Below are 25,391 nucleotides of genomic sequence, written 5' to 3'. Positions count from 1 at the left end.
CTGAACCTGAAGCAAGTAGAAAAGTTCAACAAGCTGCTGTACAAAGAAAAAGGAACAAGCCTGCATAACCTGTACGGACCAACAGAAGCAACAGTAGATGTATCCTACTTTGGCTGCTCCACGGAAGAAGAATTGGAGCTTGTACCAATAGGAAAGCCCATAGATAACATTAAGTTATATGTTGTGAGTAAGGAAAAGGGCCTGCAGCCGATAGGAGTAGCGGGAGAACTATGTATAGCAGGGGATGGACTGGCAAGAGGGTACTTGAACAGACCGGAACTTACAGAAGAAAAATTCGCAGCAAACCCATTCGCACCGGGTGAAAGGATGTACAGGACAGGTGACCTGGCAAGGTGGCTGCCTGACGGCAACCTAGAATACCTGGGCAGGATCGACCATCAGGTAAAGATAAGAGGCTACAGGATAGAACTGGGTGAAATAGAGAACCGGTTATTAAAGCATGAAACAATAAAAGAAGCAGTGGTATTGGACAAAGAAGGAGCTGACGGAAATAAGTATCTTTGTGCGTACGTCGTACCGGATCAAGAAATAACCGTACAGGGGATGAGGGAACACTTGTCAAAAGAGCTCCCGGACTACATGATCCCTTCTTACTTTATGCAGATGGAAAAGCTGCCATTGACCCCTAATGGAAAAATAGACAGGAAAGCATTGCCCGAGCCTGACGGAAGTATGAGTACGGGAACAGAATATGTAGCGCCGCGGAATGAAGTGGAAGAGAAACTGGTTGAAATATGGCAGGAAGTGCTTGGAGCAAAACAGGTAGGAATAAGGGACAACTTCTTTAAAATAGGCGGAGATTCTATACGTGCAATATCATTAGTCAGCACAATATGCAAAAAGTTGGATATAAACATCCAAATCAGGGATATATACATGAATCCTGATATTGAGAGATTGTCTGCATTCTTAAAAGTAAAAGATACGGAAGCTTTTAACAGTAAGATGGGTAAAGCAAGGGAAGAACTGGAGTTATTTAAACAGCGAATATTGATGAATGAAACTCTCTCAGAAAAGTTACCTTCGGACATGGAAGATATATATCCGATGAGTCACATAGAGCTGGGTATGATTTATCATTCCAAAAAAGACTATGAAAATGCAGTTTATCATGACCAATTTGCATTTCATCTGAATGACAAAGACTTTGATTTCCCAGCATTTAAAGAAGCGATGCTTCTAATGACGTCAAAACATGATATTTTAAGGACGGTTTTTAATTTAGAGGATTTTGAAACTCCTGTGCAAATTGTTTACAAGGGCAGTAGTCTTGATATTGAGCAGATAGATATCATGAATTTTAGCAGGACAGGGCAGGTTGAGTATATAAACAAATATTTGGAAAATGACAGAGCGAATCCGTTTGATATATCAAAGCCCCTTTGGAGGATAAGAATATTCAAACTTGACGCAAACCATATTTGTCTGGTTCTGATATTCCACCATGCTATCCTGGATGGCTGGAGTGTTGCTTCATTGATTACGGAAGTTTCAAACCTATACTCTAAGCTTAAGCAAGAAAAAGATTATATACCAACACGGCTTAAATGCAGCTATAAAGATTATATAGCAGACCAAATGACAATTAAGGACAACCAGGAAGTAATTAATTATTGGAGAGAGGAATTAAGTGAATATAAAAGGTTGAATATGCCTGCAAATATTCATGGAAAAACAAAAAAATCTTATAAAGTAGACCATGTAACACGCCATTTAAGTCAGGAATTTTTAGGTGATTTAAGAAGTACTGCCAGAAGATATGATGTAAGCTTAAAGACACTTTGCTTTGCTGCATACACTTATATGCTCAATATGCTTTCATACGAGGATGACTTTGTCGTAGGTTTGGTAGAAAATAACAGACCTGTATGCGAAGATGGAGATAAGATGCTGGGGTGCTTCTTAAATACGGTTCCCGTCAAAATGTGTTTTGATAAAATCGATATATGGGAGGAATTGATAAAAGTTGCAGAAAAGAAATTAATAAACTTAAAGCTTTATGGAAGACTGCCTTTATTTGAGATCATAAATATCCTGGGCGGAAAAGAAAACAAAGAGGAAAATCCTTTATTTGATACCATATTCAATTATGTGGATTTTCATATATATAACGAGATAATAAACAAAGAAATCGGTGATGTTAAAGATAGAATTTCAGTTGATGAATATGAAGCAACCAATACAAGTCTTGACTTTACAGTAAGTAATACATTCGATGATCTTAATATAAGCTTGATCTACTCGGACAAAGTATTGGAAAGAAAACAGGCAGAAGAGTGTATAGACTATTTTATTAATATTTTAAATATGTTTATCCATAACCCCAAAGGGTCAGTTGACAAGCTTATTATATTAAGTCATGAAGAAAGAAAGCAGTTGCTGATAGACTTTAATGATACTAAGAAAGACTATCCGCAGGACAAAACCATACATGAGCTGTTTGCTGAGCAGGTGGAAAGGACACCTGACAACATAGCTGTGGTATATGAAGACAAGCACTTGACTTACAGGGAATTGAACGGAAAGGCAAATCATTTGGCCAGAGTATTGAGGAACAAAGGGGTAAAGCCTGACCGTATTGTAGGAATTATGGCCGAACGTTCATTTGAGATGATTGTGGGGATATTTGCCATATTGAAAGCTGGAGGGGCGTATCTGCCGATAGATCCTAATTATCCTGATACAAGGATAAAGTATTTGTTGGACGATAGTGGTTCCCAGATCCTTTTGACCTCCAGGACCTTTATGGAAAATAAGCAGATTGATGCGGATATTATATATCTGGAGGAAGAATATTTAAATGAAGAGAACTCAAAGCTTGAAAATGTAAACAAACCCTCGGACCTTGCGTACGTCATTTATACATCAGGTTCGACAGGGAAGCCCAAAGGTGGAATGATTGAGCATACTAGCGTTGTAAACATAATTACAGCCCTCCAGGCCATGTATCCGCTTAAAGCGGAAGACGCTTTTCTATTTAAAACAACTTATACCTTTGACGTATCCGTAGCTGAGATATTTGGCTGGTTCCTCAACGGAGGAAAGCTTGTAATATCACGCCAAGGTGTGGAAAAGGAAGCTATGGAGTTAGTAGAGGTAATAAACAAGCATAAGATAACCCATGTAAACTTTGTACCATCAATGCTGAATATAATGGTACAGACTTTAAAAGATAATGGTATAAAACTGCCATCAACTCTCAGGTATATTTTTGCTGCTGGAGAAGCGCTGCCCAAAAAGCTTGTCCATGAGCTTTTCGATGTCTCAGAGAACACATCTCTGGAAAATATCTATGGGCCTACAGAGTCCACGATATATGCAGCGGGTTACAGTATAACAAAGAAAATAGCAGAAGAACTTATAACAGTACCTATAGGGAAAGCTTTACAGAATGTATACCTTTATATACTGGACAAGCACAACCAATTAACTCCTGTAGGAGTGGCCGGTGAACTTGTGATAGGTGGAAGCGGTCTTGCAAGGGGCTATTTGAATAGACCTGAACTGACAGCAGAAAAATTTGTACCTAACCCGTTTATTCCCGGCGAAAAAGTGTACCGCACAGGGGACTTAGTAAGGCGGCTTCCTGATGGGAACATCGAATTCATGGGCAGGATCGACCACCAGGTAAAGATAAGAGGCTTTAGAATAGAGCTTGGAGAAATTGAAGCACATCTGGTGAAGCACACTGCTATTAAGGAAGCAGTGGTTATTGCAAAGGAAGAGCAGCAAGGGAAGAAGTACCTGTGTGCATATATTGTAGGGGAAAATGAATTGACCATTTCCGAGCTAAGGGAGCATCTCTTAAACGAACTACCTGACTACATGGTACCAGCATATTTCATGCAGATGGAACAACTGCCATTTAATGCCAATGGTAAAATTGATCGGAAAGCATTGCCTGAACCACAGGGGAATATTAATACCGGAGTAGAGCATGTAGTTCCTAGAAACGAAAGAGAAGAAATACTGGCCAAAGTATGGGAAGACGTACTAAAAACTGAAAACATCGGGGTAAAAGATAATTTCTTCAGCCTTGGAGGAGACTCAATAAAAGCCATACAGGTAATGTCGCGTCTTAACGTCCATGGGCTAAAGCTTGAAATGCGGGACTTATTCAAACATCCTGTAATTGAGGAACTCGTCGAATATATACAATCTACAAGCCGAAGAATTCATCAAGGCCCGGTAGAAGGCATAGTACCGATAACACCTATACAAAGATGGTTGTATAAACAAGACAGCAAGGATATCCATCATTTTAATCAGGAAATAATGATATATGGGCGTAACGGATTTGAAGAAGCTATTATTCGAAAAGTATTGTCAAAGCTTGTAGAGCACCACGATATTTTTAGAACAGTGGTAAAAATAGAGGATCAAAATATACTCCAATACAACAAAAACCTTGAAGGTGAACATTTTTCATTGGAAATTGTAGACCTTAGGGACAGCTATAATTACCGGGAAAAAATAGAGCTGGAAGCGTCGAGGATTCAGAGGAGCATGGACTTGTATAACGGTCCTTTAGTTAAGGTTGGTCTGTTTAAGACTAAAGAAGGGGACCACCTGCTAATAGCTATTCACCACCTTGTAGTTGATGGGGTATCGTGGAGAATCATACTGGAAGATTTGGACATAGGATACAGACAGGCGCTAAACAATGATGAAATAAAATTCAGCAACAAGACCGACTCTTTCAAAGATTGGGCACAGAGGCTTGATGAGTATGCCAATAGCCCTGAACTATTAAAAGAAATAAATTACTGGACCAATTTGGAAAAAACTGAAACAATACCGCTTCCAAAAGACCGAGAGATTGAAGAAAGAAGGTATATGAATAACAATAGCGTCAAGATCGAGCTGAGTATTGAAGAGACTGAGAAGATGCTAAAGCGGGTAAACCATGCTTATAACACAGAAGTAAACGACATATTGCTTACCGCCTTGGGATTAGCAGTGAGGGAATGGACCGGAAATGATAAGGTTCTGATCAGTCTGGAGGGGCACGGCAGGGAGGAAATCATTAAAGACATTGACATAAGCAGGACCGTGGGATGGTTCACCACCCAGTATCCCGTGGTGTTAGATGTCAGCGGACAACTCGATATTTCCCGCATGATCAAATCGGTAAAAGAAAACATCAGGCAGATACCTAACAAAGGGATAGGTTACGGCATACTAAAATATCTTACCTTGCCGGAAAACAAAGCCGATTTAAATTTTAATCTAAACCCTGAAATAAGCTTCAATTACCTCGGTCAATTCAACCAGGATAATGTAGACAATTTATTTGGAGTGTCTGATATTCCTGCCGGAGAGTCTACAGGACCAAACTATAAAAGTGAGTATTGTATTGATATTAACGGCGGAACTGTAGAAGGCGGGAAGCTGGAATTAAACTTTAGCTACAACCAGGGCGAGTATGAGAAGAGTACTATTGAAGGGGTAGCGGTGAGTTTTAAAAAGCATTTAGTAAACATAATAACCCATTGTGCAGAAATGGACTATTCAGAAGCTACACTCAGTGATTTTACAGTAGACGATCTGAATATGGATGAGTTTGAAGACGTATTGAATAACTTCGAATAAAAAGAGTTTGTATTTAAGGAGGAGTACTTATGAGTGATTTGAAGAAACAAAACATAAAAGATATGTACCGGCTCACTCCTATGCAGCAAGGGATATTGTACCACTATATGATGGATAAAAATTCAGACGCCTACTTTGAGCAGATATCACTTTCTATAAAAGGCATCCTGGACATTGATTGTGTTGAAAAGAGCGTTAATATCATTATTGAAAAGTATGACGCTTTGAGAACAATTTTTTTGTATGAAAATGTAGCCAAGCCCTTACAAGTAGTCATGAAGGAAAGAAAGCTGTCTGTCAGCTATGAGGATATTACCTCCCTTGCCGAAGAACTAAGGGATAGGTATATAGAAGAATACAGGGTTAAAGACAGAAAAAAGGGCTTTGACTTATCAAGGGATATTTTAACAAGATTAAGTGTAATTAAAACAGGCTACCAATCTTATAACATGGTATGGAGCTTTCATCACATCATTATTGATGGGTGGAGTCTCGCAAATATATTTAGAGAATTTATGGAAAACTATGAAGCCCTGATGAATAGCCGGGAGCCGGAGTCAGGAAAGGTATATCCTTACAGCCGCTATATCAAATGGTTGGAAGGCAGAAATCAGAACGAGGCCGCAGATTACTGGGAAACCTATCTTAAAGGTTACGAGCATCAGACAGTCCTTCCCCAAAACGGCAGGTCTGCAAGTGATGATTTCAGGATTGAAGAAACGGAGTTTAAAATATCTGAACAAATAACTAGCGATCTTGAGAAGTTTGCAGCCAAAAACAATACAACCATGAGTACCATTATAAAGACCATATGGGGGATATTATTACAGCGGTATAACAATACCGATGATGTGGTGTTTGGTGAGGTGGTATCGGGAAGGCCTCATGAAATACAGGGAATTGAGAGCATGGTGGGTTTATTTATAAATACCGTTGCAGTAAGGGTGAGTTGTGATGAGGATAAAACTTTTACCGAACTGATCAAAGAGATGCAGCAATCGGTGCTTGAATCTGACCGGTACAGTTTCTATCCTCTGGCGGATGTGCAGTCAAAAACATGCTTGAAAGATGCCTTGATACATCATGTCATGGCTTTTGAAAATTACCCTATGGATGAAGCGGTTAATGCTTCATCCAGTAATGGCATTTTAAATGTAGTTGGAATGGAAATATTCGAGCAGACGAATTATGATTTTGGGATACTCGTTGATGGCGGTAAGGAATTATCTATTAAATTCAGTTACAACTCACTGGTATATGATGGTAATTTCATAGAAAAAATCAAGGGACATTTTCAGTCGGTAATAGAAATTGTAACCGATAATCCCGATATGCATATTAGGAATATTGATATACTCACCGAAGTGGAAAAGAAAGAAATAGTACACTGCTTCAATAATACAACGGAGGAATACCACAGGGAAAAGACCATTCACCAACTATTTGAGGAACAAGCGGTGAAGACACCTGACAATGCGGCAGTGGTGTTTGAGGGTAAGCAGCTAACCTATAGGGAACTCAATGAGAAGTCAAATCAGCTTGCAAGAGTGTTGAGGGATAAGGGAGTTAAACCAGACAGCATAGTGGGTATTATGGTAGAACGCTCACTGGAGATGGTCATAGGTATATTTGGCATACTTAAAGCCGGAGGGGCATATATGCCTATAGATCCTGACTACCCTAAGGCAAGAATCGAATATTTACTCGAGGACAGCGAGATAGGGGTGCTGATTTCCCAAAAGCAATTCCTGGAGAAAGTGGAGTTTTACGGGAAGTATATAGACATAGAAGATGAAAGCCTTTATGCCGGAAACCCTATGAACCTGGAAGTGGTATGTTCACCGCAAAATTTGGCATATATCATTTATACATCTGGGTCTACAGGAAAACCTAAAGGGGTTATGGTAGAACATAAAGGGGTAGCAAATCTGGAGGCGTTTTTCAAGACCCGCTTAAATGTAAGTGAAAGCGATAGGATTATTCAATTTGCATCAATTTCATTCGACGCTGCAGTTTGGGAAATATTTATGGGACTATTGGCAGGAGCAACACTATATATATCTTCAAGCGATATTATCAATGACTATCGAAGATTTGAAGAATACCTAAATGAAAATGAGATAACTATTGCTACTTTACCACCTCCGTATCTGGCAAATCTGGACCCGGAAAAAGTAACTTCCTTAAAGAAGGTAATTGCAGCAGGTTCGGCTTCCACTCCCGAACTTTTAAAGAAATGGAGCAACAGGATTTCATATATAAATGCTTATGGACCTACTGAGACAACCGTATGTGCAACGGTATGGAAAGCAGATGATTGTGAGACGGCCGATAAGTCGGTACCTATTGGTAAACCTATTACCAATACCCGGGTGTTTATAGTTGATGAAAACAATAATCTTAAGCCCATAGGTGTTGAGGGTGAACTCTGTGTTTCCGGGGCAGGATTGGCGAGAGGATACTTGAAAAAACCGGAACTTACCAGGGAAAAGTTTGTACCGAACCCATTTATGCCTGGAGAACTGATGTATAAAACAGGAGATCTTGCAAAGTGGCTTCCTGACGGGAATATTGCATTTGCCGGCAGAAAAGACCACCAGGTTAAAATAAGAGGGTATAGAATCGAGCTTGAGGAAATAGAAGCAGCCCTTTTGAAGCATGCTGATATAAATGAGGCGGTGGTCATTGACCGGGAGGATTCAAGTGTAGGCAGGTATCTTTGCGCTTATATAGTGTCTGACCGAGAAGTGACAGTGACCGAAATAAGGGAGCTTATATCTAAAGAGCTGCCCGATTATATGATTCCATCCTATTTTATGAGGATAGCAAAAGTACCGTTAACCATAAATGGAAAATTGGACAGAAAGGCGCTGCCGCTGCCTGATGGAAGAATAAATACAGGAACAGAGTATGCAGCGCCTTCAGGTGAAGTGGAGGAAAGGCTTGCGCTGCTGTGGCAGGACATCCTTGGAATAGAGAAGGTAGGAAGAAATGATAACTTCTTTATGCTCGGAGGACACTCGTTAAAGGCAACAAGCCTTGTAGCAAGAATTCACAAAGAGTTCAATGTAGACATACCTCTTAAGGAAATATTCAAGACACCAACCATCTTAGAAATTGCCAGCTACATTGAAGACTCAAAGGAGAGCCTATATCAGTCCATTCAACGTGCTGGGGATATGGAATATTATCCCATGTCATCCGCCCAGAAAAGACTATATATATTAAACCAGCTTGAAGGAGCTGGAATCGCCTACAATATACCTGGCATAATATTGCTGGAAGGTACTGTTGATAAAGCACGTTTTGAGCAGGCTTTTCATAGTCTGATAGAAAGGCATGAGAGCTTTCGAACCTCCTTCCATATGATCGAGGAAGAGCTGTCTCAGAAAGTCCATGACAAGGCGGACCTAAGTATCATGTACCTGGAAACCAGTGAAGAGAAGGTTCCCGAAATAGTGGAGAAATTCATAAGGCCCTTTGACCTTGGAAAGGCTCCACTATTAAGAGTTGGACTTGTAAAGATTGGAGAAGCCAGACATATTATGGTGTTTGACATGCATCATATCATATCGGATGGAGTGTCCAACGACATACTGGTAAGAGAGTTTATAAGCTTATATGAAGGGAAAATACTTCCTCCACTGCGTATACAGTACAAGGACTACTCAGTTTGGCAGAGGGAATTGTTTGCAGGAGCTGCCATAAGTAAGCAGGAGGAATTCTGGCTCCAGACCTTTCAGGGAGAGATCCCTGTGCTGGATTTATCCACCGACTACCCAAGACCCGCAGTACAAAGCTTTGAAGGAGACTACATCAGCTTTGAAGCTGATAGCGAGCTTGCGGTTAGACTTAACAAGCTTGGATCAGACAATGGAGCTACATTATATATGACGCTTCTTGCTGCATACAATGTGCTGTTATCTAGATACACTGGACAGGAAGATATTATTGTGGGAAGTCCTATAGCTGGAAGGCCTCATGCTGACCTTCAAGACATCATAGGTATGTTTGTAAACACTCTGGCCATGAGAAATCACCCGCAAGGAGAAAAGACTTTTATTGAATTCTTGAAAGAAGTTAAAGAAAATGCTTTGAAAGCATACGACAATCAGGACTATCAGTTTGAAGAATTAGTGGATAAGCTGGACATAAGGAGGGATATGAGCAGGAATCCCCTCTTTGATACCATGTTTGCCATATACAATGTTGGAAAAGCAGAGCTCATAACGTCTGATCTAAGCTTCAAGCCGTACAACAAAGGGATAGAAGGCAGAATATCAAAATTTTACATCACCTTAAATGCATTTGAGACTGAGGATGGTATAGCCTTTGAACTCGAATACTGTACAAGACTGTTTAAGAAAGAAACAGTTGAAAGACTTGGGGCTCATTACATCAATTTGCTGGAAGAAATTGCAGCATACCCCGAAAAAAGGCTTTATGAAATCGAAATGTTATCACAGGAAGAAAAACAGCAAGTATTATACAGCTTTAACGATACTGCTCTCGAATATCCCCTGGATAAAACCATACACCAAATGTTTGAGGAGCAAGTGAAAAAGACTCCTGATCATATTGCAGTGGTTTTTGAAGGTAAACAATTAACCTACCGAGAACTGAATCAAAAGGCAAACCAATTGGCCAGGGCATTAAGAGAAAAGGGAGTAAAGCCTGATGATATTGTAGGCATAATGGTGGACCGCTCGCCTGAAATGGTTATAGGTATAATGTCAGTAATCAAGGCTGGGGGGGCGTACCTTCCTGTAGATCCTAATTATCCATTGGAAAGAAAAAGGTATATGATGGAGGACAGCAAGGCCAAAATTTTACTCACCCAAAATCATCTTATGGATCGTGATGATTTCGATGGTGAGATTATTGATTTATCTGATTATGATTATAATTTTATAAACGATGTGAATATAAAATGTATAAATAAGCCTGGTGATACAGCGTACATCATCTATACCTCTGGCTCAACGGGAAACCCTAAAGGTGTTTGCATTGATAATAAGAGTGTATTAAACCTGGTAGAGGGTCTGTTCCAGAGAATATATAGCAAATATGAATCACCGTTGAATGTTTGCCTCATTGCCCCTTATGTTTTTGATGCTTCGGTGCAGCAGATTTTCGCAGCACTGCTAATGGGGCATGCATTGTACATTGTACCGGAGGAAGCAAGGAAAGACGGTAAAAAGCTGCTGGACTTCTATAGTGAAAATAGGATTGATATTTCGGATGGAACGCCCATACACGTAAATATGATGTTAAATTCTCCTCCTATAGATAATAACCTAAAAGTGAGACATTTTATTATAGGCGGAGATGTTCTTCCATTTGATGCAGTAAAAGACTTCCTAAGCAGATTTGAGGATGTGCAACCTTGCATCACAAATGTTTATGGTCCTACCGAATGCTGTGTGGATTCTACGGAATATTTGATTACTGCGGCGGGGCTTAGTAGATTGGATAATATCCCCATAGGCCGTCCTTTGCCAAACACCAGAGCATTCATACTTGGTAAGAAATTAGAAGTAAATCCTATAGGTATCGCTGGGGAATTATATATATCTGGGGATGGTCTTGCCAAAGGCTATTTAAACAAGACGGGGCTTACTGCAGAAAGATTTGTATCTAACCCGTTTATAAAGGGAGAAAGAATGTATCGTACTGGGGACTTGGCAAGATGGCTGCCTGACGGGAATATAGAATTTTTAGGCAGGATGGACCACCAGGTAAAGATAAGGGGATTTAGAATAGAACTTGGAGAAATAGAGGCTCAGCTATTAAGACATGCTTCAATAAAAGAAGCTGTGGTTATTGTAAAGGAAGACCAACAGAAGAACAAGGATCTGTGTGCATATTTCGTTGGGGAAAATGAACTGACAATAACTGAACTAAGGGAATGCCTTTCAAAAGAATTGCCCGAGTATATGATCCCGGCATACTTCATGCAGCTGGATGAAATGCCTTTGACAGCCAATGGTAAGATAGACCGGAAGAACTTGCCCCACCCTGCTGCTCATTTAAATACTGGAGTAGAGTATGAAGCACCTTCAGGTGAAGTGGAAGAGAAGCTTGTACAATTGTGGCAGGATATCCTGGGGGTTGAGAAAATAGGGAGAAATGATAATTTCTTTGTGCTTGGGGGGCACTCATTAAAAGCAATAAACTTTGCAGCCAAAATTCACAAAGAGTTCAATGTAAATATATCTCTTAAGGAGATATTCAAGCTGCCGACAATTGCAGAAATTGCCAAGTACATCCAGGAAGCCCAAGAGAGTATTTATCAATCTATCCAGCCCACTGGAGAAATGGAATACTATCCTATGTCGTCTTCCCAAAGAAGGCTGTATATATTAAATCAGCTTGAAGGAGCAAGGGTGGCATACAATATGCCAGAGTTTATGTTGTTAGAAGGCAGTATTGATATAGAACGTTTTGAGAAAGCCTTAGATCAGCTGGTAAAAAGGCATGAGGCTTTCCGGACCTCCTTCCATATGGTAGATGGTGAACCGGTGCAGAAGGTCCATGATGAGGTGGAATTTAGTATCATGTACATGGAAACCGGCGAAGAAAAAGCCTCAGAAGCAGCAAATGAATTCATAAGGCCATTTGACCTTGGCAAGGCTCCTTTACTAAGAGCAGGGCTCGTAAAAATTAGAGAAGACAGGCATGTCATGATGCTTGATAAACACCATATCATATCTGACGGGGTGTCGGATGAAATACTGGTAAGAGAATTCATAAGCTTGTATGAAGGAATGAATCTTCCAGCACTTCAGATTCAGTACAAGGACTATTCCGTATGGCAGAATAAATTGTTTGCTGACGGCACAATCAGTAAACAAGAAGAATACTGGCTCCAGGCATTTAGGGGAGAAATACCAGTACTTGATATGCCGGTAGACTACCCAAGGCCGGCTATACAGAGTTTTGAAGGCGATATGGTCAGTTTTGAAACAGGCCGGGAACTTGCACATAAACTGAACAAGCTTGCCGTGGATCATGGAGCAACACTGTATATGGTGCTTCTAGCTTCATACAATGTGCTTCTTTTCAAATACACCGGACAGGAAGATGTCGTAATTGGAAGCCCTATAGCAGGAAGGCCACATACAGATTTGCAGGACATCATAGGCATGTTTGTCAATACCCTAGCTATGAGGAATTACCCTCAAGGTAAAAAGAATTTCAGCGAGTTTTTGATGGTAGTAAAAGAAAACGCTCTAAGGGCTTATGAAAACCAGGATTACCCATTTGAGGAACTTGTGGAGAAGCTTAGCATTAAGCGGGATTTGAGCAGAAATCCGCTGTTTGATACTATGTTTGTCTTGCAAAATAAAGAGGCATCAGAATTTAAGATGAATGGGCTAAGGTTCATGCCCTATGATAATGAGTTCAGGGCGTCCAAATTTGATTTGACCCTAAACGCCCAAGAGACCCAGAATAATATTGTATTTGGGTTAAAGTATGCTACTCGTCTGTTTAAGAAAGAGACAATAGAAAAACTTGGGGTCCATTTCATCAATGTACTGGAAGAGATAACAGCTTACCCCGAAAAGATGCTGTCCGAAATAAATATACTATCTCAGGATGAAAAACAGCAAATACTAAATAGTTTTAATGATACAAAGGCAGAATACCCTAGGGATAAGACTCTACATGAGCTGTTCCAAGACCAAGTGGAAAGGACACCTGATAATGTAGCTGTAGTGTTTGAGGACAAGCAATTAACCTACAGGCAGCTCAATGAAAAGGCAAATCAGCTTGCCAGAGCACTAAGAAGTAATGGTGTAAAGCAAAACAGCATAGTTGGAATAATGGTAGAAAGATCCGTAGATATGCAGGTTGGAATACTGGGAATTTTAAAAGCAGGAGGTGTCTATTTACCAATTTCAACCAAACTTCCTGAACTAAGAATAAAAAAATTACTGGAAGATAGTAATGCAACTATGCTGTTGACGCAATCACATTTAGCGGATAAAGCAGAGTTTTACGGTAATATATTACTGCTTGATTCCCCTGAAATATACATTGGAAGTGCAGAAAACCTTGATAAAATAAATAAACCAGAGGACTTAGCTTATATCATTTATACATCGGGATCTACTGGAGTTCCGAAGGGTTCAATGATAGAGCATCGAAGTGTAGTTAACTTGGTTTATGGACTAAGAAAGCTTGTCTATGAAAATTATGATAATTATTTAAATGTTGCCCTTGTGTCCCCTTACTTTTTTGACGCATCTGTAAAACAAATATTTGCGGCTTCTCTCCTTGGCCATACGCTGTTTATAGTTCCTGAGGATACAAGGCTAGATGGTGAGGGCCTTCTAAAGTACTATAACAGGAATTCAATTGCTGTTTCAGACGGAACACCAGCACATATAAAGCTTTTAACAGATACTGCCAGACCTGGCGAAAGTCTTTCAGTTATGCAGTTTATTATCGGAGGGGAAGAACTTTCATGTAAAGGTATACAAGGTTTCTATGATCGGTTTAAAGATAATAACCCTACTATAACAAACGTTTATGGTCCAACAGAATGCTGCGTAGATTCAACTTATTACCATTTAAGCCGTGAGAAGGTGAGAAATCTAACAAGTATACCTATAGGTATGCCATTGCAGAATTATAAGATATATATACTTAATGAAGACATGAATATCTTACCGGTTAATACAACTGGTGAAATATATATATCTGGAGATGGGCTGGCAAAAGGCTATTTGAACAAACTTGAATTGACTACGGAAAAATTTGTAGCTAATCCTTTCAGCTCTGGAGAAAGAATGTATCGTACCGGTGATCTTGGAAGGTGGCTTCCTGACGGAAACATCGAATTTATAGGCAGAGTAGACCATCAGGTAAAGATTAGGGGCTTTAGGATAGAGCTTGGAGAAATAGAAGTGCAGCTATTAAAGCATCCTTCAATAAAAGAAGCTGCGGTAATTGCAAAGACAGACCAGGAGGGCAACAAGTATTTGTGTGCTTATATAGCAGGGGAAAGTGAATCTACAATATCAGATTTAAGGGCGCTTCTCTTAAAAGAACTTCCCGATTACATGATACCACAATACTTTGTTCAGCTGGAAAAGCTACCTTTGACAGCCAATGGCAAAATAGATCGGAATAATTTACCCCAAAATGACGGTACTTTAGCTACATCAGTAGAGTATGTAGAGCCTTGCGGTGAAGTTGAGGAGAAGCTTGCACTGCTGTGGCATGATGCCCTTGGAGTACAAAAAATTGGTGTGAATGATAACTTCTTTGAACTGGGAGGATACTCACTGAAGGCAATATCCCTTATAAGCAGAATTTATGAACAGTTAAATGTTGAGGTACCACTAAAAGACTTTTATATGGCCCCAACCATAAAGGAAATTGCCCGTTTTATACACAATACGTACGCCAATGATTATATTACACCAAGTCCGGCAATTCATTTTAATTCAGCAATGGAGAGTCTTATGTTTGCATTCCCTCCAGGAGGAGGAAATGGAATAGCTTATGGTAGTTTATCAAAACAAATGAATGCTTATTCCATATATTCCTTTGACTTTATAGAAAATGAGAGCAGGATGGAGGAGTATGTGAAGGCAATTACTTCTGTCAAACCCGAGGGCCCATATATTCTATTTGGTTACTCGGCAGGAGGTAATCTGGCATTTGAAGTTGCTAAAGTATTAATTGAAACTGGACATCATGTATCCGATATAATCTTTCTGGATTCGGCTAAATCATTTGTCCTTATTGAGGAAGAAAGCGAAGATGCTAAGAAACTTGCTGAGCAACAGGATAAAGAATTTATAGAAGAAAATGAGAAACTTATAAAAGGCATGTTTGGAGATAACCAGGCAGTTATTGAAAAGGCCATTGAAAGAATGAGAAATTATCATAAATACACTAGAAGTGTTATAAACTCGGGACAGATAAACTCCAATATCCATCTTATTATATCACAGCAGCAAGACAATGAAGGTGAAGCTGATTTATGTGAAGGATGGAGAGAGGCAACAACGGGAGAGTTCAAAGTATATAACGGATTTGGCAGTCATTTTGATATGTTAAGTACAGGATATATAGATAAAAATGCGGCTATTATTAAAGAAATATTGGAAGAGATCAACCAATAGTTCAGATATAAGGGGTAGATATAATGGATAAGATTAAATTGTTTTGTCTGCCGTATGCAGGAGGTTCTGCAGCAGTATATAAATATTGGGAACAATACTTGCATGATAGGATTGAGCTTTTCCCGATTGAGCTTGCGGGAAGAGGCAGCAGGATTGGTGAACCGTTTTACGGAAGTGTTGAGGAAGCGCTTGAAGATATACACCGTATTATCATAAGCAACCTTGAAGAACAACCTTATGCGTTGTTTGGCCACAGTATGGGCAGTGTACTTGTATATGAACTTGCCTATAGAATAAAGGAGCTCGGACATCCATATCCTGTCCATATGTTTATTTCCGGCAGATATCCTCCGGGTTTTGTAAGTAAGAAGAAGGTACTCTATGATTTGCCGGATAAGGAGTTTGTGGATGAGGTATTTAAGCTGGGAGGCACGCCCAAAGAGGTTCTGAAAAGCAATGAATTAATGGAGTTGTTTTTACCGATACTCAGAGCGGATTTTAGAATTACTGACACATACAGGCACATTGAAAAAAACGCTAAGCTTGACTGCGATATAAGTGTATTGTGGGGAAAAAGAGAAAAGGGAGCCACTATTTTTGACGTTGCAAAATGGCATGATTATACGTCCAAAAGTTGTAAAATTCATATGTTTGACGGGGATCATTTTTTTATACACGATTACAAAAAGGATGTAGCAGCAATAATAAATAGTAGTCTCATCGACTTTGCAGACAATGGTATGTGAAGACTGAAGTTTATTTAAAATTTAATATGAAATCAAGAGGCTAAGTTTTTAGGTTGACTTTAATGACCTGTAGACTTAGCCTCTTTCCAGTCTAATCAAAAATTTCAAGAAAGTAGAACCTACGTCCTATTGGAATTATTTTCATGTTTCTGTATTACCAGAATTGTAATCATTTGTTTAAGTGCTTTAATTATGGAATGAACTTGAAGTATTTGTGAAAACAAAGGGGGGGAAATAGTGCTGATAAATGTTGAAAATGAAAAACACAGGAAAATATCAGAAGAAAAATACAAGGAGGTTTGAAAATGACTAGCAAAAAGTTTTCTTTTAAAGCCACATCACTTTTGGTAGTTTTAGCAGTATTCTTATCCACCTTTTGCGCAGTCTTGCCGGTGAGCGCAGCCGCTAGGGGAGCATGGGCACCAAATACTGCCTATGCAGTAAATGATACAGTAACATATAGTGGAAGTACTTATACCTGTCGTCAGGCACATACTTCCCTCGTAGGTTGGGAACCACCTATTGTTCCTGCTTTATGGGAGAAAGGCGGCAGCGGAACTACGCCACCTACAACACCGCCAACAACGCCACCAACAGGTCCTTCAGTAACAAAGCCTTCCGAAGTTCCAAGCCACATATGGACATACACAATGAATGCGGGCGATAAATTCGGTAAAGGCGGAGATTTTGCTTTATTGCTGAGTGCTGTGATCAAAAAGGAAAGCAGCTTTGGAGCAGGCTTACCAGGCAGTCCATCAGCCGGCGACGGATTGATGCAGGTAGAACCAAACACACGTAATGCTTATTTATCTCAATTCAGTTCAAAATTTGTCCCTGCTTATAATCACGGCAGTGAACAAGATCAGGTATACTTGGGCGCCCTGATTTTAAATGAAAAGATTATTAAATTCGGCAATATATATAACGGCTTATTACACTATAACGGAGGAGATTACTGGTATCCGGGAGCTACAGATTCTTATGGCCGTCCTATTCTGGCCAATCAATATGCAGATGCAGTTTACTCTACTTATAAGGGCTATGGCGGTAAGAACTAAGGTGGATTTTAAAAAAAGATAAGCAAAATCGGGCTGAAAAATGCGTTTTTTCAGCCCGATTTTTTTAGGGCCTGTACGCAAACTGTACAACTCGTAGAAATCTAGTAAAATAAGGCACATGAGACGAAGATACGAGTTAACGGATGAAGAATGGAATATAGTTGACCCCCTGTTGCCCCCAGCCCGAAAAAAACAGGGAGGACGTCCGCCCAAGGATCGGCGCCAGATGCTCAATGCCGTGCTTTGGGTTGCTCGAACGGGCGCGCCATGGCGGGATTTACCGAGTTACTATGGCCCTTGGTCTTCAGCCTACAGCTTTTTCTGGCGGCTACAAAAAGCGAATATTTGGGGTGAAATACTGAAGCATGTCGCCATCGAGCCGGATTGGGAGCAGGTCATGGTCGATGCCACCATCGTCCGCGTCCATCAACATGGAGCGGGCGCAAAAGGGGGCAGGACCGGCAAGCAATCGGACGTTCGCGCGGAGGATTAACTACCAAAATTCATGCGATGGTGGATGCGCTTGGCTATCCGCTGCGTTTCGAATTGACGCCAGGACAAGACCACGATTCTGTCACCGGCTATCGCCTTCTTCATGAACTGGACTTCTGCCCGGGCGAAGTGTTGGCTGATCGCGCCTACGATACCAATGCCATTCTGGAGCTTTTGCAAAGCCGAGCGATCACTCCGGTTATCCCAAGCAAACGCAATCGGCGGGTAAAGCGCCCGTTAGATTCTGAAACGTATAAAGAGCGACACTTAATTGAATGCTTTTTCAACAAAGTAAAAAACTATCGACGCTTGGCCACTCGCTATGAAAAAACAGCGAACATGGTATTATCCCCTTCTAGTAGACAAGAGAGAAAAGACATCTGTTAAGATGGACTTAATCTTGTTGAACGGAGGGGATTTTTCATGGCTAAAAAGGGACAATCATTCCGGCAATACTCCTTAGATGTAAAGATGGAGGCAGTCCGGTTGGTGAACGAAGAACATATGAGTATTCGTGAAGTGACGAAACAATTGGACATTCGTAATAAATCCCAAGTGCAAAGCTGGGTGATGAAACATCGAGCGGGGGAGAACCTCCAGCCAACGACCACAAGGCAGGGGCGACCCAAAACGAAATTTTCCAGTATGGAAGAGGAGATGGCGTATCTACGGGCGGAGATTGAATATTTAAAAAAGCAGTATCCAAATCTACACAAGGAGTGACGAGGAAAGAAGCGAGGTTTGAAATTATTGAGGGAATGCGAACACGATATTCGTTGAAATGGTTACTTGAATTAGCCCATGTTTCTCGGGCAGGATATTATAAATGGAGAAAGACTCAGCAAACAACCCAGCAGCGTAAGCAAGAAGAAGAGCTTCTGGAATCGCATATGTTGTCGATCCACCGGATCCATCCCTATTTTGGTTATCTGCGGATGACCGTTGCTTTACGTAGAGAAGGTATCTTGGTCAATCACAAAAAGGTGTACCGCCTAATGAAGAAATTAGGGATCCGTTCCGTCACTCGAAAGAAGCGGCGCTTTTTTGGCAAACAGGCATCTGTGGTAAATGCCCACCGATTAGATCGACAATTTCAGGCAGATGCTCCTTTATCCAAGCTGGTTACCGATATTACATACATACGAGCTGGAGAGCGGTTTGTATATCTCTCTTTCATTCAAGATCTGTTTAACAATGAAATCGTGGCTTGGCGTCTTTCGGAACGAAATGACCTTGCTCTAGTTAGCGAGACGCTAGACGTTCTAAGTAAGAACGTGAACATGGAGGGTGTCATTCTCCATTCAGACCAGGGTTTTCAGTATACCTCCAAGCCGTTTAACCGCAAACTTAAGCGGCTTGGAATGCTTGGGAGCCATTCAAGGCGTGGAAATTGCCTAGACAATGCCTGTATAGAATCCTTCTTCTCCCATCTTAAAACAGAGAAGATTTATTTAACGAAACCCGGAACCCTAGCGGAGGTAGAACAACACGTACGGGAGTACATTTCTTTTTATAATGAAAATAGATTTCAGAAAAAATTAAACAACCGTTCCCCGATTGAATACCGAGAAACGGTTGCTGCTTAAAGATGTCTTTTTAGTTCTGTCTACTTGACAGGGGTATGACCAACATGTTCATGGCTTTTTTGACGCTGCTTTCAATTCGTTTATGGCTCAAATAGGTTTGCGTACAGGCCCTAGAGAATTGTACAATTAAATTTTTGAATAAGAACAAAGAGAAGGTTCTAAAACAGGCATTCTCTCTAAAAAATATGTACAATATACTATTTGTGAAAAGTTATGTAGATACTCGAGCATTTGAAGTCCAAAGAAGAAGCGGTTATTATCAACACGACTTCGTCACTTGGATTCGTGCCACTGGCGGGTGCTGCTGTTTATAGTGCGACGAAAGCAGCGCTCCATTCCTATACGCTATCCCAACGGTACATGCTTAAAGACACATCGGTGAAAATCCTGGAAATTGCGCCGCCAGGGGTTCAAACGTATTTCAATAACGATCCGAGCTCTATGCTACTAGCATCATTCATTGATGAAACGATGAAGGTACTTGGTACGGATGCGGACGAGGTTCTAGTGGAAGAAGCGAAAGTATTTCGAAACAACCCGGGCCCGAACGAAGGTATTTTTGTGAACCAGTTAAACAATATGATGTTTGAGCCGCCAAAGGGTCATTAATCCGTTTAATACTTAGCGTATATTTTCGTTAATTATCTCAACTCGCTTTTAGAAAATCCTTGATTATCAAGGGCGTGTACATCGAAGACATGTAAACAACGTATTCGCCTTGACAATGAGCCTCGCGGCATCGGAGTCTAAACACGTGCGCCGATGCCCATAGGACACGGTTTACCTAGGGCTTGCTGAACGAATCAAAACTCCAACAGGCACAAGGGTTTAGGGCCTCTTATGTCGAAGGAAAACGGGGCAGCCCCGTGAAAAACCGTGCACTTGGAGGCGTCAGGATTGTATCAGCGAACCGAGAACCAGATGAACCTGCCCGTCGACTTTTTTCTGCCGTTCGGCGGAAAGCTCGCAGAAGATAACCGCTGGGTGCTGCTGGCCCAGATGATTCCGTGGTGGATGCTCGAAGAGAAGTATGCGAAAAACTTCAAGAAAAGCCTCAAGGGCCAAAAAGCCGTTTCGATCCGTATCGCGCTCGGCGCACTCATCATCCAGGAGCGGCTTGGCACCGATGATCGGGAGACACTTCGTCAGATTCTGGAGAACCTGTATCTGCAGTACTTCCTCGGTCTGCCGGAATATCGGTACCGCCGTCCGTTTCATCATTCTCTCATGACGCATTTCCGCAAGCGATTGGGTGGCGAAATTCTGGATGAAGTGAATGAATGGATCGCTCTGGAAGAAGCGCGCAAGTGTCGGATGATTCATCGGACGACGATGAACCTGGCAGCGGAACTGACGCAGCGTCCGGTAAGCCTTCAGAAACGCAGCCACAGCAGATGGAACTGACGAACGAGGGCGAACTGCTGCTGGACGCTACCTGCGCGCCGGCGGATATCGCCTACCCGACGGATTTGTCGTTACTGAATCAGGCCAGAGAAAAGCTGGAGAAGATCATCGACATCCTGCACGAACCGGAACGTGGAAAGACCCGCAAGCCCAGAACATACCGAGAGCGTGCCCGCAAAGCCTATCTGGCGGTTGCCAAGCAGCGGCGCGTGAAGCCGCGCGCGATACGAAAAGCGATCGGCAAGCAGCTCAGGTTCGTTTCCCGTGATCTGCGCATGATCGCCGAACTCGCCGATATGACGAGCGGCCTGCCGCGGCGTTTGTACAAGGAACTGCTGGTCATTCAAGAGCTTTATCGTCAGCAGCAAACGATGTATGACAAGCGGACACACAGCATATCGGATCGGATTGTCAGTATCGCACAGCCACATGTCAGACCGATCGTGCGCGGCAAAGCCAGGGCAAACGTCGAGTTCGGAGAGAAGCTGGCGATTAGCGTGGTGAACGGCTACGCTTTCCGCGAGCATCTGTCGTGGGATAGCTACAACGAAGGGCAGACATTGCAGGACGCCGTAGAGCGTTACCGCGCCAGATTTGGTTATTATCCCAAAGCGGTGCTGGCCGACCAGATCTATCGAACCCGCGACAACTTGCGCTTCTGCAAAGAGGGAATTCGCTTAAGCGGACCGCAGTTGGGTCGTCCGTCAGCCGATCAGCAGGAGAAAAAGAAAATCGCCAAGACGGATGCAGCCGCACGCAATGCGGTGGAAGGCAAGTTCGGTGAAGGCAAGCGCAGTTATGGGTTTGGCCGTATTCGAGCACACCTTCAGACGACGAGCGAGACCGTGATCGGGCTGCAACTGCTGGTGATGAACCTCGAAAAGAGACTTCGGGTTCTCTTTTTGTCTATTTTGCAATGGCTGTGGTTGAGACTCGCGGTCCGCTTGCTCGTTCCACTGTAAAATGTGACCCGTTCAGCAAGCCCTACCTAGCAGGGTTATCCGATGCCTCTCATTGTAAAGGCACCACTACGCTGAATACGTTGTTTACAGAGTTAAGATATCCCGTAAACAAAGTAACATTATCGGTGAAATTCGTTACTTTGTTTACTATTAATAGCATGGTTTAAGCTAGTCAAGATAAAGTTAAAATGTTGGCGGATCGCCAATAGGACTAATGACAAATTGAAGGTGAAATTGCATATCGACAGCGGACACGATGCCGGGGCGATGTGGTTTGCGTACTCGACCGTCTATTCTTCACCGGACGGAAGCGGCTGGTATTCGCTCGTTATCATTGAAAAAAATGGTTTTTTTCCAATGCGCCACACGGAGCAAAAGCCAGTGCAACGATCTACAGTGTCATTGAAACAGCGAAGAAAAACGGGCTAAATCCTTTCAAGTATTTGACGGACCTGCTCGAACAGCTTCCGCAGCTTGCGAATCCGAAAGATCCGGTTGAGCTAGACGAATTGTTGCCATGGTCGCCTTCGCTCCCACTGACGTGCCGCCTATTTCAATCAAACTAAGACTAACAGGCCCTCATCTTGGGAACAAGGTGGGGGCTATTTTGCGCTTACACAACTGCTGGTGATGAACCTGAAAAGAGACTTCGGGGTCTCTTTTTGCCTCTTTTGCAATGGTTTTTGTCAAGGCTCGCCGTTCATTTGCTCGTAACATCGTAAAACATGATCCGCTAAGAAAGCCCTAATTATCAAGATTCAATGTGATGTCTGAAAAGAAAATTGAATTTACCTAAGAATGGATATAAAAAAAGAGGGAGTGAAGCCCAGCAACTATTTCATACCACTTATTATCATTTTGCTGTATATAATTCTAAGTCATGAAATTGAACCGATTTGCTGATATAATCAATTTATAGTTCTCTCAGAAAGGTCCGTGACATATTGAAACTTATTATTGCGGAAAAACCGGATCAAGGGGCGAAGTTGGCTTCACCTTTTAAACATAAAAAACAACAAGGGTATATTGAAATCTCACCGAACGATACATTTCCAAAAGGAGCCCTAGTGACTTGGGCTGTTGGTCATGTTTGCGAATTGGTGCCTCCAGAGGAATACGATCCTAGTCTTAAGAAGTGGAGTCTAGACACTTTGCCGATATTACCCGAAAAATTTAGACATCGCGTTTCTCCTTCTAAAGCCAAGCAATTTCAAGTGATTAAATCCCTTTTAATGCGTCCAGATATCAAAGAAATCGTCCATGCCGGGGATGCCGGGAGGGAAGGAGAGTACATAGTCCGCATAGCGGTTCAGCTTGTTGGAGTGAACAAACCTATGAAACGGCTATGGATATCATCGTTAACACCCAAAGCCGTCGAACAAGGTTTTATGAATTTGAAAGGTGAAGAGGATACCCGGTCCTTATATTATGAAGCCGTTAGCCGTTCTTGCGCTGATTGGCTCGTAGGAATGAATGGTTCACGGGTATATTCACTTCTGTTCCAGCGTAGAGGAATTAGAGAAGTATTCTCAACTGGGCGTGTACAAAGTCCGACATTGGCGCTAATCGTAGCACGCGAGAAAGAAATTCAGAATTTCAAACCGGAACCGTTCTGGGAATTAAAAGCCAAATTCCTAATAAATGATACTGTCTATGAAGGCACATGGTTTCGGGAGGAGCAAACACGGTTTGCCAGTCGGGATGAAGCGGAGTCCGTCAAAAGAAACTGTGAAAATAAGCTGGCATCAGTCAATGAAATTGAGAGAGAGCGAAAAAAATTTCAACCGCCACAGCTCTTTAACTTATCTTCATTGCAAGCAGTTGCCAATCAAATTTATAAATATTCGCCTCAAAATTGTTTAAATGCGCTGCAGCAGCTTTATCTGGAAGGATACATTTCCTATCCGAGATCGGATTCGGCTTATGTAACACCTGAAGAAGCCAGGCAATTTCCTGAGATTCTTTCAAAGTTAAGTCGTCAAGAATCATTCAAGGATTTCTTTCCTTTGCCCATACAATCTATTGCCAATAATAAGAGATTTGTCAATGCGGCAAAAGTAAGTGATCACTATGCGATCATTCCAACAGAAGTGATCCCCCAAATCGGACGATTGAAACCAGAAGAGCGTAATTTATACGAGCTGATTGTCAAGAGGCTGATAGCTGCGCATTATGATAAGGCTATTATTGATTATTCGCGCTTAATTACAGTCGTAGGTGATCAAGAAACATTTCTCACCAAAGGAAGACTTATTGTGCAGGAAGGTTGGCGAAAAGTTCTGTATGATTCTGATTCTCAGGAAGAATCCGAACCAGATGTATTACCTCCATTGGAGCAAGGCGACTCAGGAACAGTTGAAGAATTACTTGTAAAAGAAGGAAAAACTCAGGCTCCAAAGCGATACACCGAAGGGCAATTGATTACTTTAATGAAGACGGCTGGAAAGCATCTTGAAGACGCAGAGTTAGAGAAAATTCTTGAAAAAACAGAAGGATTGGGCACGGAGGCCACGCGTGCCGGTATCATCTCAGTTCTTAAAGACCGCAAGTATATTGAGGTAAAGAAAAACATGGTTTATGCTACAAGCAAGGGGATTATATTGATCGATGCTTTAGGCGACAGCATATTAGCATCCGCAGAAATGACAGCCAAGTGGGAACAACGACTTCATGATGTCGGGCAAGGCAATGCGTCCCCACAATCGTTTATGGAGCAGGCTAAAAGATTGTCGCAAAAAATTGTCGATGATGCAATTCGAAACTCGATGACTTGGACTTTTACAGCAAAAAGTATGGAGAGTAAAGAGCAGACTGAAAAAGCGGATAAGGTTTCTGGAGGTTTAGGTCTTGGTCCGTGTCCGAAATGCAAAGAGGATGTTATAGATAAAGGGGCGGCTTATAGTTGCTCGGCAAGGCCGCGATGCGATTTTTCATTTTCTAAAAAAGTATTGGGTAAAACCATAACAGAAACGCAGATCAAGAGGTTTTTGGGGAAAGGGAGGACAAACCTTATTAAGGGATTCAAAAAAGGTGACAAAACTTTCGAGGCCGCACTTGTCTGGAAAAAGGAAGAAGGTAGGGTCGGTTTTGAATTTAAACCGAAGTAAGGATATTATCTTGACAAGACTAGGTAAAATAATTAAATTAAACGTATGACTATGAATCATTATGCGAGATGTGACAAGAGTTGCATCGAGCTCTAGCCAGGCGGCAAAAGAGCACTTGTAAGATTTCATTACAGGATTCAATCGAGTCCCGTATGATTTCTTTTAAGTTGCTCTTTTTTTATTGAAAAGCGTGCGTCATTATGACTCAAGTACTACAACTCAAAATGTATAAATATGCATTTGATTCTATGTATCCTTTAACTGGTTTAATCCAGCTCTCTAAA

Annotated in this window: 8 protein-coding genes and 3 pseudogenes; all 11 read left to right on the top strand. The window is 41.6% G+C overall.

The genetic code is table 11. From position 1 onward, the window contains the following. Positions 1–5,613: amino acid adenylation domain-containing protein (locus OIU26_RS24245; RefSeq protein WP_436449205.1), on the top strand; the 5,613-nt coding region annotated here is incomplete at its 5' end. A 29-nt stretch (positions 5,614–5,642) separates the two neighbouring features. After that, positions 5,643–15,752, top strand: a complete 10,110-nt coding sequence (locus OIU26_RS24240) for a non-ribosomal peptide synthetase (protein WP_264218277.1) — start codon at positions 5,643–5,645, stop codon at positions 15,750–15,752. A 23-nt stretch (positions 15,753–15,775) separates the two neighbouring features. Beyond that, positions 15,776–16,498, top strand: coding sequence for a thioesterase II family protein (locus OIU26_RS24235; protein ID WP_025721395.1), 723 nt, complete (start codon positions 15,776–15,778; stop codon positions 16,496–16,498). A 305-nt stretch (positions 16,499–16,803) separates the two neighbouring features. Then, positions 16,804–17,556 carry a carbohydrate-binding protein gene (locus OIU26_RS24230; RefSeq protein WP_029515254.1) on the top strand — a complete coding sequence of 251 codons (753 nt, stop codon included), beginning with the start codon at positions 16,804–16,806 and terminating at the stop codon, positions 17,554–17,556. Between the two features lie 118 nt (positions 17,557–17,674). Continuing rightward, positions 17,675–18,435 (top strand): IS5 family transposase gene (locus OIU26_RS24225; protein ID WP_264218276.1). Its coding sequence is split into 2 segments (ribosomal slippage): positions 17,675–18,011 and positions 18,011–18,435, totalling 762 coding nucleotides; the frame shifts between segments, so codons are not numbered across the junction. A gap of 36 nt (positions 18,436–18,471) precedes the next feature. Beyond that, positions 18,472–19,634, top strand: a protein-coding gene (locus tag OIU26_RS24220; protein WP_436449204.1) for an IS3 family transposase whose coding sequence is annotated in 2 segments (ribosomal slippage) — positions 18,472–18,736 and positions 18,736–19,634 — 1,164 coding nt in all. Because the reading frame shifts where the segments join, the coding sequence is not laid out codon by codon here. A gap of 222 nt (positions 19,635–19,856) precedes the next feature. Continuing rightward, a pseudogene (locus tag OIU26_RS24215) lies at positions 19,857–20,243 on the top strand (SDR family NAD(P)-dependent oxidoreductase); the annotation flags it as partial. Positions 20,244–20,531: 288 nt separating this feature from the next. Then, positions 20,532–22,000: pseudogene (locus OIU26_RS24210) on the top strand (IS5 family transposase). A gap of 228 nt (positions 22,001–22,228) precedes the next feature. Next, on the top strand, positions 22,229–22,429 hold the full coding sequence (locus OIU26_RS24205; RefSeq protein ID WP_264218275.1) for a hypothetical protein: 201 nt from the start codon (positions 22,229–22,231) through the stop codon (positions 22,427–22,429). Beyond that, positions 22,339–22,566 (top strand): annotated as a pseudogene (locus OIU26_RS24200) (transposase domain-containing protein); the annotation flags it as partial. The gene OIU26_RS24205 and the pseudogene OIU26_RS24200, both read left to right, overlap by 91 nt. A 378-nt stretch (positions 22,567–22,944) precedes the next feature. Then, positions 22,945–25,107, top strand: a complete 2,163-nt coding sequence (locus tag OIU26_RS24195) for a DNA topoisomerase III (protein WP_264218274.1) — start codon at positions 22,945–22,947, stop codon at positions 25,105–25,107. Positions 25,108–25,391: the final 284 nt, after the last annotated feature.

It is taken from the genome of Paenibacillus sp. BT-177 (assembly GCF_025846815.2).
GTDB lineage: Bacteria > Bacillota > Bacilli > Paenibacillales > Paenibacillaceae > Paenibacillus > Paenibacillus polymyxa_C.
This window is presented reverse-complemented; position numbering and strand designations above follow the sequence as displayed.

Coding starts and splice junctions, on each gene's coding strand:
- OIU26_RS24235 (WP_025721395.1), top strand. CDS start 15,776: ATGGATAAGATTAAATTGTTTTGTCTGCCGTATGCAGGAGGTTCTGCA.
- OIU26_RS24240 (WP_264218277.1), top strand. CDS start 5,643: ATGAGTGATTTGAAGAAACAAAACATAAAAGATATGTACCGGCTCACT.
- OIU26_RS24230 (WP_029515254.1), top strand. CDS start 16,804: ATGACTAGCAAAAAGTTTTCTTTTAAAGCCACATCACTTTTGGTAGTT.